This window comes from Cyanobium sp. Cruz CV13-4-11 (assembly GCF_024346055.1).
In the GTDB taxonomy this organism is placed as follows: Bacteria; Cyanobacteriota; Cyanobacteriia; order PCC-6307; family Cyanobiaceae; genus Cyanobium.
Genome location: NZ_JAGQCH010000001.1, coordinates 118,206 through 132,374 on the forward strand (window position 1 = coordinate 118,206; position 14,169 = coordinate 132,374).

The 14,169-nt window shown below is 68.0% G+C and carries 9 protein-coding genes; 2 read left to right on the forward strand and 7 right to left on the reverse strand.

All coding sequences use genetic code 11. The features are described 5' to 3' along the window. Nucleotides 1-5: 5 nt before the first annotated feature. The 7 genes from KBZ12_RS00665 to KBZ12_RS00695 form a co-directional block, all read right to left on the reverse strand. Nucleotides 6-1,055 carry an amino acid ABC transporter substrate-binding protein gene (locus KBZ12_RS00665; protein ID WP_254955711.1) on the reverse strand — a complete coding sequence of 350 codons (1,050 nt, stop codon included), beginning with the start codon at nucleotides 1,053-1,055 and terminating at the stop codon, nucleotides 6-8. Then, nucleotides 1,052-1,453, reverse strand: coding sequence for a fasciclin domain-containing protein (locus tag KBZ12_RS00670; RefSeq protein WP_254955713.1), 402 nt, complete (start codon nucleotides 1,451-1,453; stop codon nucleotides 1,052-1,054). The genes KBZ12_RS00665 and KBZ12_RS00670 overlap by 4 nt, the downstream gene beginning before the upstream one ends. A 9-nt stretch (nucleotides 1,454-1,462) precedes the next feature. Beyond that, complete coding sequence (locus tag KBZ12_RS00675) at nucleotides 1,463-2,773, reverse strand: CO2 hydration protein (protein WP_254955715.1); 1,311 nt, start codon at nucleotides 2,771-2,773, stop codon at nucleotides 1,463-1,465. Then, the gene (locus KBZ12_RS00680) at nucleotides 2,770-4,290 is read right to left on the reverse strand and encodes an NADH-quinone oxidoreductase subunit M (protein WP_254955717.1); all 1,521 of its coding nucleotides are present in this window, start codon (nucleotides 4,288-4,290) and stop codon (nucleotides 2,770-2,772) included. Before KBZ12_RS00680 ends, KBZ12_RS00675 begins: the two co-directional genes overlap by 4 nt. Next, the gene (locus tag KBZ12_RS00685; RefSeq protein WP_254955718.1) at nucleotides 4,290-6,206 is read right to left on the reverse strand and encodes an NAD(P)H-quinone oxidoreductase subunit F; all 1,917 of its coding nucleotides are present in this window, start codon (nucleotides 6,204-6,206) and stop codon (nucleotides 4,290-4,292) included. Before KBZ12_RS00685 ends, KBZ12_RS00680 begins: the two co-directional genes overlap by 1 nt. Nucleotides 6,207-6,350: 144 nt before the next feature. Continuing rightward, a complete protein-coding gene (locus KBZ12_RS00690; protein WP_254955719.1) occupies nucleotides 6,351-9,116 on the reverse strand; it encodes a cation-transporting P-type ATPase in 2,766 nt (921 codons plus the stop codon). A 53-nt stretch (nucleotides 9,117-9,169) separates the two neighbouring features. Further along, nucleotides 9,170-10,342, reverse strand: a complete 1,173-nt coding sequence (locus tag KBZ12_RS00695; protein WP_254955720.1) for a cation:proton antiporter — start codon at nucleotides 10,340-10,342, stop codon at nucleotides 9,170-9,172. Nucleotides 10,343-10,447: 105 nt separating this feature from the next. Between KBZ12_RS00695 and KBZ12_RS00700 the strand changes: the two genes are divergently transcribed. Together KBZ12_RS00700 and KBZ12_RS00705 are read left to right on the forward strand one after the other, a co-directional pair. Next, nucleotides 10,448-12,328 (forward strand): APC family permease, encoded by a 1,881-nt coding sequence (locus tag KBZ12_RS00700; RefSeq protein WP_254955722.1) that lies wholly within the window; start codon nucleotides 10,448-10,450, stop codon nucleotides 12,326-12,328. 8 nt (nucleotides 12,329-12,336) lie between these two features. Continuing rightward, on the forward strand, nucleotides 12,337-14,157 hold the full coding sequence (locus KBZ12_RS00705; protein WP_254955723.1) for an SLC13 family permease: 1,821 nt from the start codon (nucleotides 12,337-12,339) through the stop codon (nucleotides 14,155-14,157). Nucleotides 14,158-14,169: the final 12 nt, after the last annotated feature.

Below are 14,169 nucleotides of genomic sequence, written 5' to 3' on the forward strand. Positions count from 1 at the left end.
CCTCCTCAGCGGAAGGGCGGGGCGATGTGCAGGCCGCCGCGGCTCCAGAGCCGGTTGAGACCCCGCTCCAGGCCCAAGGGCGTGGCGCTGCCCAGGTGCCGCTCGAACAGCTCGCCGTAGTTGCCCACCGCCTTCACCACCTGCACCGTGAAGTCGGCGGGCAGGCCCAGCTGGCGGCCGAAATCCCCCTCGATTCCCAGGAAGCGGCGTTGCTCCGCCTGGCTGGTGTCCTTCTTGGCGGCGGCCCGCCGGGCCTCCACGTTGGCCTGGGTGAGGCCGCTCTCCTCCGACTGGACCAGGGTGTGGGTGACCCAGCGCACCGCATCGGCCCAGGCCGGATCCGCCTGCACCGTCACCTTGGCGCTGGGCTCCTTGCTGAGCAGCTCGGGGAGCAGCCCATGGGCCGCCGGCTCCTTGAAGCCGCTGCGCTTGGCCGCCAGCAGGGAGCTGTCGCTGGTGATGGCGGCGCAGCGCCCCTGCTCGTAGGCCGGATAGGCCTGCTCGCCCGACTGGAACCGCAGCGGCTGGTAGGTGATCCCCAGCTCCCGCATGCGATCGGCCAGGTTGAGCTCGGTGTTGGTGCCGCTCTCGACGCAGATCGGTTTGCCGGCCAGATCCTGCAGGCGGCGGATGCCGCTGGCCGCGGGCACCATCACCCCCTGGCCGTCATAGAAGAAAACGGGCCCGAAGCTGAGGGCATTGCCGCCTGGGGCGTCGCGGCTGAGGGTGTGGGTGGAGCTGATCGAGAGCAGGTCCACCTCGCCACTGCTGAGGGCCACGAAGCGCTCGCCTGCCGTCACCGGCCGGAACTCCACCTTGGTGGGGTCCCCGAGCACCGCGGCAGCCACCGCCCGGCAGAAGTCGGCGTCGATGCCCACGAAGGCGCCGCCGGGGCCCACCGTGCTGAATCCAGGAACGGCCCCATCCACGGCGCAGACCAGCCGTCCCCGTTCACGGATCTTGGCCATGGTGGGGCTGCCGGGGTCCCCGTTGCCGGCGGCGCAGCCCACCAGGGCACCGACCAGCGCCAGCCCCAGCAGGCCCGCTCTACTCATCCCGGCAGGATCACCCTGTCGATCACATGCACGATGCCGTTGTCGCAGACGATGTCGGCGGACACAACGGTGGCGTTCTTGACCTCGAAGGGCTCCGCCCGCCGGATCGCCACCGGTGCCCCCTCCAGGCTCTCCCATTCCGGCTGGGTCACCAGTTCCTCCCGCCGGTAGGCCCCGGAAAGCACATGGAATTTGAGGATCCGGGCCAGCTGGGGCAAGTTGTCCACCAGGGTCTGGACCGTGCCGGGGGGAAGGGCCGCGAAGGCGTCGTCGACCGGGGCGAAGACGGTGAAGGGGCCGGGGCTTTCCAGGGCACCCGTGAGCCCGGCCACCTCGACGGCGGTGAGCAGGGTGCCGAAGACGCCGGCGCCCTTGGCGGTCTCGATGATGTTGGCCATGGGGATCTCCTAGCGGTAGTCCGGGGTCTGGATCTGGGGAAGGCGGGCCTCGGGTCTGAGGAAGCGGTCCATCTGGGCCTCGAAGAAACGCCGGTTGGCCATCAGGTGTTCGGGATCGGTGTCATCGAGGGGATAGAGCAGGGCGCAGCGCAGGGCCTGGATCACCGCCGAGGTGACGTTGTACATCGAGCGCTGGAAGGTGATGCCCAGCTGGATCAGCTGATCCTCCTCACCGCGCTTGTGATTCTTGTAGAGCTCCACCAGATAGGGCGGCAGGAAATGCAGCATGTCCTGCATCAGCAGGGTGGGAGGGATGCCGGCCGAGCCCACGGGGAACACGTCGGCGTAAAGGATGCCGTAGTGGAAATCGGCCTGATCGGCAGGCACCTGACCGGCCTGGGCGTTGTAGCTCTTGGTGCCCCGAAATGGCGCCGTGCGATAGAACACCGCCTCCACGTAGGGCAAAGCCGCTTCGTAAAGCCAGGTGAAGCCTTCGCTCTTGGGGATGATCTCAAAGCATTCCCCGCCGATGAACACATGATGGTAGATCGGGCGGCCCGCCACGGCGAAGATGCCGTTGACCAGGAAGTTCATGGCGTCGGGAACACCCTTGAAACCTCCCTCGTCGTAGATGTCGCTCATCTCGAAGAACACCGGCGCCATCACCTCCCAGAACAGGCCGAGGTTGGCGTAGTAGCTCATCTTCTTCACCTGCTCCATGAACATCTCAGGGAACAGGCGATAGAGGCCGAGCATCAGTGGATTGCCGCGGAAGTAGGCCTTGATGGCGCGATCGGCGTTGGCCCGGTAAGCATCACTGGCGAGATAGTCGTAGAAGCGACCGCCCATGCCCTGATGCCAGAGCATGGCTTCCATGCAGGCCTCGGCGAACTCCATGTTGATCCGGTCATGCCAGAGGTGATGGAGCAGCTTCGGCATCTTGCCGGCCTCCCCCTTGGCCATGAACTCCAGCAATTCGGGGTGGGCCTTCTCGCCACCACGCCAGATCCGCAGCTTCGATTGATCGCCGGCGTAGGAATTGGGGAGATCGAGGTACTCCTGACTGATGAAGTACTTGAAGGCCGGCAGGGGATCGAGAAACACCTGCTCGGCGATGTAGAGCAGGTCGCGCCAGTAGAAGTCCATCGGCACGGCATAGGCCTTGTAGATGCCGATGATCTGCATCAGGTTCTCCGGCGTGTCCGGCAGCATCGAGCCGCCGGCCTCCAGCCGGTGGATCACATCGGCATAGCGATGGGTGGAGGGCGGGATCAGGGGAGCGGTGACGGGCTCGGGGGCTGTGGCGGTGGGGGGGGTCATGACGTGCGCAGCTCCGAGGCTGAAGGGAGGGTGACGGCGACGAGGGGGGAGCTGCTCAGGAACGGCTGGGTGCGCAGGGCCAGAGCCGTGGATTCCGTCTCACTCCAGCCCGTGAGGGCCGTAGGCCAGAGGCCCGCTGCGATCACGAGCACGGTGAGGGCCATGGCCGGCGCCCGCTCGCTCCAGCAGGTGGAGGACCAGTCGGCCCGCTCGTTGTCGAGGCGGCCGAAGCCCACCCTGTTGAACAGGCGGACGGCGTAGACGGCAGTGAAGCCCGAGGCGATCAGGCTGACCAGGGTGGCGCGGGGGAAGGTGGTCCAGCTGCCCTCGAACACCAGCAGCTCGGCCGGGAAGCCAGCCAGGCCGGGGATGCCGGCGGCCGCCATCATGGCCAGCAGCAGCATGCCCATGGTGAACGGCAGTCCGCGCAGCGGATTCATCAAGCCCGAGAGCTCCGGAATGGAGGTGGTGCCGGTCTTGCGCTCGATCAGCCCCACGCAGGCGAACAGCAGGGCCACGATCATTCCGTGGGCCAGCATCTGGGCCACCGCCCCCTGCAGGCTCAGGGGGGTGGCGGCCGAGAGCCCCAGCACCAGCAGGCCCATATGCCCGAGGGAGCTGTAGGCCATCAGGCGGCGGATGTCGCTCTGGGCGATGGCGTTGAGGGCGCCGTACACCGCGCTGATGGCACCGGCGGCGGCGATCCACGGCGACCAGGCGGCCCAGGTGTCCGGAAGGAAGCCAACGCCGAAGCGCAGCAGGCCGTAGGCGCCCAGCTTGGAGACGGAGCCCGCCAGCAGCATCACCACCGGGGTGGGGGCCTGGCCGTAGGTGAAGGGCTGCCAGCCGTGCAGGGGAAAGACGGGAAGCTTCAGGCCGAAGGAGAGCAGCAGCAGGGCCAGGATCCAGCGTTGGGCCGTGGGGGAGAACTGGGCCTGGCGAAGATCCTCGAAAGCGAAGAGCGGACCGGCGGGATTGAACCAGGCGAAGGCCAGCACGGCCGCCAGCAGGGCCAGGCCGGAGACGGCGCCATAGAGAAGGAAACGCACCGCGGCCCCGGCCCGTTTCTCGCCGCCCCAGATCGCCAACAGCAGGGTGATGGGGATCAGCACCAGCTCGAAGGCCAGAACGAACAGCAGGGCGTTGCGGGCCAGCAAACCCGCGACGACACCAAGGTTGGTGGCCAGCATCAGGGAGAAGAACAGCCGCGGCCGGGACTGGTCCGCCGCTGCCGAGAGGATCGAAAGGGAGGTGATCAGCGCGGTGAGCAGCACCAGCGGCAGCGAGAGCCCGTCGAGACCGAGATCGAGCCTGAGCCCGAGTTTCGGCAGCCAGGAGAGCTGCAGGTCGGCGGGGGGGTGCTGCCAACAGAGCAGGCCCACCAGGAACTGAAGGGCGCCGAACAGGGCCGCGATGCCGCGGACCCGAACGGAAGGAACGGTTGCCGGCAGCAGGGGCAGCAGCAGGGTGCCGGCCAGGGGTGCCGCCAGGAGAAGCAGGAGTGAGGACGATCCCATCAGCGGAACGGGCGAACGAGTTCGGACGGAACGGAAGGCGCGGAGGCCAGCAGCCAGGCGGCCATCAGCAGCACCCCGAGAACGAGGGTGAGGGCATAGGCCTGGGTGCGGCCGGAGGTGGTGAAGCTGAGGCGGCGGGCTCCCTCGAGGGCGGCGCTGCCGGAGGCTCCGCTGAAGCCCTCGATCAGCCGGTCATCCGACCAGGCGCTGAGCCGGGCCAGGGCCACCACCAGCCACACGACGGTGCGGTGGTAGAAGCTCTCGGTCTGCATGTCGTGGGCCAGCCAGTCCTGCAGGCCGCCGAGGGCAGCGGGCAGGTGGGCCAGGGGGTGGGGCCGCAGGTAGAACGCCGCCGAGAGGCCGCCGCCCACGAGGGTGGAGATCAGCAGGGGCACCGCCAGCGGACCCCAGCCCGGAAGGGGGGACAGGGCGAAGACGCCGTTGATCACCATCAGCTGCGGCAGGTGAAGCACCAGACCCATGAGCACCAAGGTGGGCAGGGCCATCAGCCACAGCACCTCCGCGGAGCGGGTGGTGAACACCGACGGACGCCCGCCCCAGATCAGACCGAACACCCGGATCAGGCCGGCGCTGATCAGGGCATTGGTGAACAGCACCAGGCAACCGAGCAGCACCGGATGGGAGCTCTCGGCCGTGAGCTCCATGAGCTCGCGCAGGGCGGCGAAGCCACCGAACGGCGGCAAGGCCATCAGGCCAGCGGCGCCTGTGAGGAAGGCCAGGCCCATCAGCGGACGCTTGCTCCACAGGCCCCCAAGCTGGGTGAGGTCCTGGGTGACGTTGGTGATCACGATGGCGCCGATCACCATCAACATCAGCGCCATTGGCAGGGGGTACACCAGCATCAGGTGATCGGCCACGCTGATGCCACCCAGACCCACCGCCACGAACAGCAGGCCGAGCCAGCTGCTCACCAGGAAGGAGAGGGCGCGCTTCACATCGATCTGGGCGAGGGCGATCAGGGAGGCCACCAGGGCAGTGGTTCCGCCCACGATCACGAGCACGGTCTGCACCAGGGGGCTGAGTTCGATCAGGGGCTCGAGCCGCAGCAGCACCCAGGCGCCGCCCACCACCACCACCGAGTTACGAAGCACGGTGGAGGGCAAGGGGCTCTCCATGGCCTCATCGAGCCACAGGTGCAGGGGGATCTGGGCGCACTTGCCCATCGGCCCGGCGATCAAGGCCAGCAGGATCAACGGCAGAACCTGGGGAAGGGGGTTGCCGTTGTTGACCTGATCGGCGGCCCAGGCCTGCAGCCCATGGAAGTTCCAGGTGCCGGTGATCGGCAGCAGGGCTATCAGGCCCGCCAGCAGGATCAGGTCGCCGATCCGCTTGGTGAGGAAGGCATCCCTCGCGCCCTTCACCACCAGGGGCTGGTTGTACCAGGTGCCCACGATCAGATAGGTGCCGAGGGTGAGCAGCTCGAGAATCACGTAGCTGAAGAACAGAGAATCCGTGAGCACCAGGGCGCACAGACCGGCTTCGAAGAAGCTCAGGGACCCGAAGAAGCGGGGCCAGCCCCAGTCCATCTCCAGATAGCCGATGGCGTAGATCTGCACCAGCACATGCAGGCCGGTGATCACCGTCATCGCGATCAGGGCCGGCTCGGTGATCAGGCCGTCGAAGCCCACCTTGAGCCCGGCGGTCTCCAGCCAGGTCCAGCCGAAGGTGAGGGGCTTGTAGAGGGCAGCGGCACCGGCGGCGGAATTGGAATGGAGGGCTATCAGGGCGGCGGCGCTATGGACGAACGCCACGCTCACCAGGGTGAGGTTGAGATAGCCGCAGGGGCGGGGGCCCGTGCGTGAGATCAGCCCCGGAGACCACAGCAGCGACAGCAGGGACGCCAGCAGCGGATACAGCGGAACCAGCCAGGCCGTCTGGGCGAAGAACAGGGTCATGGCGGGAGAACGATCGGGACCGGAGATGGCCCGCGTGGTGGCGAACACTAAGATCCCAGGCGACGAGCAGAGGCCTTTCCAGGAAGGAAAGACCTATGGGTTCACCAAGCACTCGTGATCAGTCGGCCGGGGTCGGTGCGGGGCTCAGGCGTTGGCACTGCGACGACGGCGCCAGATCCGCCACACCTTCTCCAGTTCCAGGTAGAGGAAGAACAACAGACTGAAGCCCACGCAGATGCCCAGATCACGGGCCGAGAGGGGAACGGTGCCGAAGAACTTCGCCAGCACCGGCACATAGAGCAGCGACAACTGCAGCAGGGTGGTGAACACCACCGCTCCCAGCAGCCAGGGGTTGGTGAAGGGATTCACCTGCACCAGGGGACGGTCGCTGCGCGCCGCCAGGGCATGGCCCATCTGGGCCAGGCACAGCATCGTGAACACCATCGTCTTCCAGGGAGCACCGGCCCTGGAGGCCAGCACCATCATCGTGATCGTGATGACGGCGAACACCACGCCGATGCGCAGGATGTAGCTGCCGATGCCCCTGGCGAAGATCGATTCACCCGGCTCGGCGGGGGGGCGTTGCATCAGGCCGGCCTCCCCGGGCTCCAGGGCCAGGGCCAGGGCGGGAACCCCGTCGGTCACCAGGTTCATCCAGAGGATCTGGAGGGGGGTCATCGGCACCCCCACCAGCCCCAGCAGGGGGGCGGAGGCAATCGTGATCAGTTCACCCACGTTGCTGCCGAGGATGTACTTGATGAAGCGGCGGATGTTGGCATACACCAGCCGGCCCTGCTCCACGGCGTTGACGATCGTGGCGAAGTTGTCGTCGAGCAGCACCATGTCGGAGGCCTCCTTGCTGACCTCGGTGCCGGTGATGCCCATGGCCACCCCGATGTGGGCCTGCTTCAGGGCCGGGGCGTCGTTGACGCCGTCGCCGGTCATGGCCACCACTTGACCAAGGCCCTGGAAGGCCTTGACGATGCGCAGTTTCTGCTCGGGCGGCACCCGGGCAAAGACGTTGCAGCGGGCGACGATCGCGGCCAGGGCCTCGGAATCAGCCTCCTCCAGCTGCCGGCCCAGAACCACCTCGGCGCCGGGGTCCACCAGGCCGATGTTGACGCCGATGGCCCGGGCTGTGAGGGGGTGGTCGCCGGTGATCATCACCGGGCGGATGCCGGCCTCCCGGCAGCGCGCCACCGCCTCGGCCACCTCGGGACGGGCGGGATCGAGCTGGGCCATCAGCCCCAGCAGCACCTGGTGCTCCAGTTCGTGCTCGGGGCTGGGGTGGTGGGGGGCGCAGGCGAAGGCGAGTACCCGCAGGCCGGAGGCGGCCAGATCCCTGGCCTGCTCCAGCCACCACTGGCGCTGGTCCTCGCTGAGGGCCGCCACACCGGAGGCGTCGAGCCAGCGGTCACAGGTGCCGAGAATCACCTCGGGGGCCCCCTTGCTGATCATCAAAGTGGTGGAGCCGGCCGCCGTGTCCCCGAGGGGGGCCTGCAGGCTGCCGTCGGGGTCGTTCACCCAGACGGCCATCAGCTGGCGCTCGGAGCTGAAGGGGATCTCGGCGTCCCGCTTGAAGTGGCTGCGCAGGGCGAAACCATCCAGGTCGGCCTTCGCGGCCGCCACCACCAGGGCCCCTTCGGTGGGATCGCCGAGGATTTCCCAGCGACCATCGGGTTCCTGTTTGAGTTCGGCGTCGCTGCAGAGGACACCGGCCTGGAGCAGCAGATTCCGGCTGCCCGGGGCCAGACCGGCAGCCCCACCGGCGGGGGGGGTGAGTTCGGTGGCGTGGAAGGCGCCGTGGGGCTCGTAGCCGTTGCCGCTCACCGCCAGCGCCGTGGTGCCGCTGCGCAGCTCCTGCACCACCTGGCGGTTGAGGGTGAGGGTGCCGGTCTTGTCGGTGCAGATCACCGTGACCGAACCCAGGGCCTCCACCGCCGGTAGGCGGCGGATCAGGGCGGCGCGTTGCACCATGCGCTGGGTGCCGATGGCCAGGGTGACGGTGATCACCGCCGGCAGTCCTTCCGGCACGATCGCCACCGCCATCGACAGGGCCACTTCCAGCAGATCGAGCAGCTTCTGGCCCATCAGCCAGCCCAGCAGCACCACCACGGCCACCAGGGCCAGGGCGGAGCCGACCAGCACGTTGGCCAGACCATCGAGCCGTTCCTGCAGCGGTGTGGTCTCCCCACCCGCCGTGTTGATCATCTCGGCGATCTTGCCCAGTTCGGTCTGCATGCCCGTGGCGCTGACCACCGCCAGACCGCGGCCGCGCACCACCTCAGTGCCCTGGAACAGGCAGTTCTGGCGCTCCAGGACGGGCGTGGTGGGTTCGAGCACCAGGACGGCCAGCTTGTTCACCGCTTCGGCCTCGCCGGTGAGGGCCGCCTCCCGCAGGCCCAGCTCGGCCACCTCCAGCAGGCGGGCATCGGCCGGTACCCGGTCGCCGGCTTCCACCCGGATCAGGTCCCCGGGCACCAGCTGCTCGCTGGGCAGCCGTTCCCAGATGCCATCGCGACGCACGGTCACCAGGGGCTGGGCCATGTCGCGCAGGGCTTGAAGCGCCTGCTGGGCTCGGCTTTCCTGCAGATAGCCGAGCAGGGCATTGAGGCCCACGATCAGCACGATGGCGATCGCATCCTTGGGGAACCGCTGGGCGGCATAGGCCACACCGGCCGAGACCGCCGCCACGGCCAGCAGCATGATCAGCATCACGTTGCTGAACTGATCCCAGAGGATGCGCAGGTTGCTGCGTCCGGCCTTGAGTTCCAGCCGGTTCAGCCCCACCCTGGCCAGCCGTTCGGCGCACTGGGCCGTGCTCAGGCCGTCGGCGCTGGCCTCCAGACCCTTGAGGCACTCCTCAGGTGCCAGGGCGTGCCAGGGGCTCACGGTGGTGGCTGAGTTCAACGCAGCGGTTCACGAATCGCTCAAACATTAGTCACAGGATGCGGCGGTTCCGGTCAAGCCTCGTGCACCTCTTGCGGAACAGCCTCGAGGCGTTTGAGCCGCCGCTCCAGCAGCAGCAGGCCCACCACGGTGGTGAGCGTCACCATCAGCACAAGGGAGGAGAACTGCACCGCATCGATCAGGCCCTGGTTCAGTGCTGTTGTCGCAAAGACCAGCCCCGGCAGGCCGCGGGGGATCAGGCCGAACACCACCAGCCAGCGGTCGACGCCCTCCCGCCTGTCGTTGCGGTCGATGCCCAGGCCGCAGGCCAGCTTGCTGAGCACGGCCATCACGATCAGGGCCGCCGCCAGGCTCCAGGCCGCCGGCTGCAGCAGGGTGCCGGCGCTGATGCGCATCCCCACACTGATGAAATACAGCGGCAGGAACACCTCCGAGAGCACGGTCAGCACCCGCTGAACCTCCCCCTCCACCGGCCCCAGCCGGGCCATCAGCACCCCCCCCCAGAGGGCCCCCAGCAGGCTGGTCAGGCCGCAGGCCTCGCCCACCCAGGCCGAACCGATCAGCAGCATCAGGATCGACAGAGCACTGGCGGGCCTGCGGCTGTGATGCCGGCTCCAGTGCGCCACCGCCAGCCAGCTCAGCACCGCCAGCAGCACCCCCAGCAGCGGACCGGCCCAGCCGATCCCGTGGGTTCCCAGCCGCAGGCCCGCGCTGGCGGTGGCGATCGCCAGCAGGGCGATGGCCGGCAGATCATCGAGGACCGACACGCCCACCAGCATCCGACCCGAGGGGGTCTGGATGGCACCCCGCTGGGCGAGGACCCGCAGGGTCACACCGGTGCCGGTGGCGCTCAGCACCGCCAGGCACAGGAGGGTGGTGGGAATGGAGAGGTCGAACAGACTCCTGAGGGGCCAGAACGCCAGCAGCGGTGTGCAGAAGCTCAGCGCCACCGTGCGCAGGATGGCGGCACGGCGGGAGCTGAGCAGGTCGCCGCGCACTTCCAGGCCCACCTGGAAGAACAGGGTGAGCACCCCCAGCTCCGTGAGGCCGCTCAGGGGCGCCATCGCCTCGAACGGCACCACGGTGTTGCCCAGGACGAAGCCCATGACTAGCTCCAGAATGATCGCCGGCACGGCCAGGCGTGCCATCCAGCTTTCCGAGAGGCGGGCCAGCAGCACGCCGATCAGCAGGATCAGGAGGGTGCTGAGCAGCGAAGGTTGTGCCATGGCACGCAGTTGCCCAGACGGCATTCAAGTCCCCCTGCCACGTTGTGGTGACGAAGGGATTCAGACCTAGCGTCCTAATTCATCCAGCGGAAGAGCTGAAGTCGCATGCTCATCCTTGACAACCTGCGGCGTCGGCTGATCGGCACCCCCCTGCCCACCAGCGCCCATCACGAAGAGCGCTACAGCAACGCCGAGGCCCTGGCGATTCTCAGCTCCGACGCCCTCTCCTCGGTGGCCTACGCCACCCAGGAGATCGTGCTGGTGCTGGGGATGGGTGGTGCGGCGGCCCTGCCGTTCACCCTGCCGATCACCGTGCTGATTGTGGGGCTGATGCTGATCGTGGCCAGCAGCTACCGGCAGACGATCAAGGCCTATCCGCACGGTGGCGGTTCCTACCGGGTCTCGCAGCAGAACCTCGGCCAGACGGCAGGCCTGGTGGCGGGTGCCTCTCTCTCGATCGACTACGTGCTGACGGTGGCGGTGAGCGTGGCCGCCGGTATCGCCGCCCTCACCTCCTATTTCCCTGGTCTGGCTCCGGCGCGGGTGCCCCTCTGCCTGCTGGCGGTGCTGCTGGTGATGCTCGCCAACCTGCGGGGGGTGAGCTCCAGCGCCAGGTTTCTGAGCTTGCCCACCTTTCTGTTCATGGGCGCCGTCGTCACCCTGCTGGTGGCCGGGTTCATCAAGACGGGGCTGGGCCAGCTCCCCCCCCTGCCTCTGGCGGAGCAGCAACGGCTGCTGGCGGCGGCCCACCAGGGCACCCAGGGGCTGCAGGCCATTGGCCCCCTGCTGCTGATGCGGGCTTTCAGTTCCGGCTGCGCCGCCCTCACCGGCATCGAGGCGATCAGCGACAGCGTCGCCGCCTTCAAGCCGGTGGAGTGGCGCAACGCCCGTCGGGTGCTCGGGGTGATGGTGCTGATGCTGGCCCTGATGTTCAGCGGCATCAGCGCCCTGGCCCAGCAGGGCGGCCTGGTGGTGGAGGAGAACGGTCCCACGCTTCTCTATCAGCTGGGGGAGCGGATCTTCGGCGATGGGCCGCTGCTGTTCGTGCTGCAGCTGGCGACGCTGCTGATCCTGCTGCTGGCCGCCAACACCGCCTATGCGGATTTCCCCAGGCTGGCCGCTTTCCTGGCCCAGGACGGCTTCCTGCCGCGCCAGCTCTGCTCCCTGGGCGACCGGCTGGTGTTCAGCAACGGCATCTTTGCCCTCAGCGCCCTGGCCGGCCTGCTGCTGGTGATCGTGGATGGCAGCGTCAGCCGCCTGATCCCCCTCTATGCGGTGGGCGTGTTCATCAGTTTCACCCTCTCCCAGGCCGGGATGGTGGTGCACTGGTGGAAGCTGCAGGACCGGGGCTGGCGCTCCAGGGCGCTGATCAACGGGATCGGCGCCGCGATCACCGCCGTGGTGGCGGTGATTCTTCTGATCAGCAAGTTCACCCATGGGGCCTGGGTGGTGGTGGTGGCGATTCCGCTGCTGGTGATGCTGTACCTGCGCATTCGCACCCACTACAACCATGTGTCGAAGCGGCTGCGGATGGGCTCCGACGTCCGACTGAAACTGCCGCCTTCGCCTCCGAACGGAGGTGGCACTCCAACAGTCGTTCTAGTGGGCCAGCTGCACCGCGGCAGCTTCGAGGCCCTCTGCTTTGCCCGCAGCAACGCCAGCGACCTGGTGGCCGTGCATGTGGATCTCGGCGACGGCCGCGCCGAGAAGTTCCGCGAGCAGTGGAGTCGGCAGCTGCCGGACGTTCCGCTGGAGGTGCTGGAGTCCCCCTACCGCTCCTTGGTGGACCCGGTGGTCGACTTCGTGCGGCGCTTCGAGCGCGAGCACCACAAGGGTCGCCTCTCCTTCTGCATGGTGGTGCTGCCGGTGTTCGTCACCCGCCACCGCTGGGAGAATCTGCTCCACAACCAGTCGACGATCCGCCTGCGGCGGGCCCTGCGCGAGCGCGGCACCCGTGTCGTCACTACGGTCGGCTTCTACCTCTGAACGGCCCGATGCAAGCGTTCCTCACGGTCGCCGCCACACCGGAAGGGCTGATCACCCTGGCGGTGTTTGTGGGAGCGATGGTCCTGTTCGTCACCGGGTGGCTCGCCCCGGAGGTGACCGGTCTGCTGGCAGCGGCCCTGTTGGTCAGCTTCAAGGTGCTCAAGCCGGATGAGGCGGTGCAGGGTTTCGGCAGCCCCGCCCTGATCACCCTGATGGGCCTGTTCGCCGTTTCCGCCGGCCTGTTCCGCAGTGGCGGCCTGGATCGGTTGCGGGCCCTGATCGGTTCCGATGCGGTCCGCAGCCCCAAACGGATGATCGCCCTGCTGGTGGGGGTGGTGGCCCCCATCTCGGGCTTCATCCCCAACACCCCGATCGTGGCCACCCTGCTGCCGGTGATCGAGGGCTGGTGCCACCGGCGTGGGGTTTCCCCCTCGAAAGTGCTGCTGCCCCTGTCGTTCGCCACCGTGCTGGGCGGCACCATCTCCCTGCTCGGCACCTCCACCAACCTGCTGGCCAGTGATGTGAGCCGCCAGCTGGGCTTCGGTTCCCTGGAGCTGTTCAGCTTCACGGCCATCGGCATCCCCGTGTGGCTTCTGGGGGGGCTGTACATGCTGGTCGTCTCCGACCGGTTTCTCCCCGACCGCGGCCAGGGGGATGGGGACCTGCTCGGCGGTCTCACCCGTGACGGCTACCTCACCGACGTGCTGATCCCTGAGCAGTCCGAGCTGATCGGCCAGTCGCTGCACAACAGCCGCCTGCAGCGGCGCTTCGACGTTGACGTGCTGGAGCTCCACCGCGGCCAGGACAGCTTCAGCGCCCCCCTGGCCGACCTGACCCTGCAGGGGGGCGACCGGCTGCTTCTGCGCTGCAACCGCGACAACCTGCTGCGCCTCCAGCAGGAGCACACCGTCACCCTCGCCCCGATCGGCGGGCAGGAGGAGGATCTGCGCGAACTGGCCGGCGAGACCACCTCCCCCCAGCGGGTGGTGGAAGTGCTGCTGCCCAACGGTTCCACCCTGGCCGGGGCGAGCGTGCGGGACATGCGCTTTCGCCAGCGCTACAACGCCACCCTGCTGGCGGTGCGGCGGGGCAACCAGGTGCTGCGTGAGCTGCTGGGCCGCGTGGTGCTGCAGGCCGGCGACGTGCTGTTGCTGCAGGCCCCGGTGGACGCCATTCGCGGCCTGCAGGCCAACAACGACCTGGTGGTGCTCGACGAGCTCGAGAAGGACCTGCCGACCACCGATCGCAAGCGCGTCGCCCTGGTGATCGGTGCACTGATGATCCTGCTGCCGATGCTCAAGATCCTGCCGTTGATGGCCTCGGTGCTGCTGGCGATGGTGGCCATGGTGGCCACGGGCTGCCTGCGCTCCGGTGAATTGCTGCGCTCCATCCGCTGGGACGTGATCCTGCTGCTGGGCTCCCTCTCCTGCTTCAGCGTGGCCATGCAGAAGACCGGCCTGGCCGAGGCCCTGGCCACCGATCTGCTGCACTCCCTCAAGGGCTGGCCCGCCTATGGGGTGCTGCTGGTGGTGTTCGTGCTGGGACAGGTCTTCACCGAGGCCCTCAGCAACGGCACCACCGTGGTGCTGCTGATTCCTATCGCCACCGAACTGGCCAAGGGGCTGGCGATGCCGCCGATGGCCTTCATCTTCGCGATCACCTTCGCCGCCAGCCAGAGCTTCCTCACCCCGATCGGCTACCAGACCAACCTGATGGTGTTCGGCCCTGGTCGCTATCGCTTCCTTGACATGGCCCGCTATGGGGCACCGCTCACGATCGGCCTGGCCCTGGTGGTGCCCTGGCTGATCTGTCGTCACTTCGGCCTGTAGGTCCTGCGGGCA

Excerpts from the sequence above, each read along its gene's own strand:
- KBZ12_RS00665 (WP_254955711.1), bottom strand. The coding sequence starts at position 1,055 with ATGAGTAGAGCGGGCCTGCTGGGGCTGGCGCTGGTCGGTGCCCTGGTG.
- KBZ12_RS00670 (WP_254955713.1), bottom strand. The coding sequence starts at position 1,453 with ATGGCCAACATCATCGAGACCGCCAAGGGCGCCGGCGTCTTCGGCACC.
- KBZ12_RS00675 (WP_254955715.1), bottom strand. The coding sequence starts at position 2,773 with ATGACCCCCCCCACCGCCACAGCCCCCGAGCCCGTCACCGCTCCCCTG.
- KBZ12_RS00680 (WP_254955717.1), bottom strand. The coding sequence starts at position 4,290 with ATGGGATCGTCCTCACTCCTGCTTCTCCTGGCGGCACCCCTGGCCGGC.
- KBZ12_RS00685 (WP_254955718.1), bottom strand. The coding sequence starts at position 6,206 with ATGACCCTGTTCTTCGCCCAGACGGCCTGGCTGGTTCCGCTGTATCCG.
- KBZ12_RS00695 (WP_254955720.1), bottom strand. The coding sequence starts at position 10,342 with ATGGCACAACCTTCGCTGCTCAGCACCCTCCTGATCCTGCTGATCGGC.
- KBZ12_RS00700 (WP_254955722.1), top strand. The coding sequence starts at position 10,448 with ATGCTCATCCTTGACAACCTGCGGCGTCGGCTGATCGGCACCCCCCTG.
- KBZ12_RS00705 (WP_254955723.1), top strand. The coding sequence starts at position 12,337 with ATGCAAGCGTTCCTCACGGTCGCCGCCACACCGGAAGGGCTGATCACC.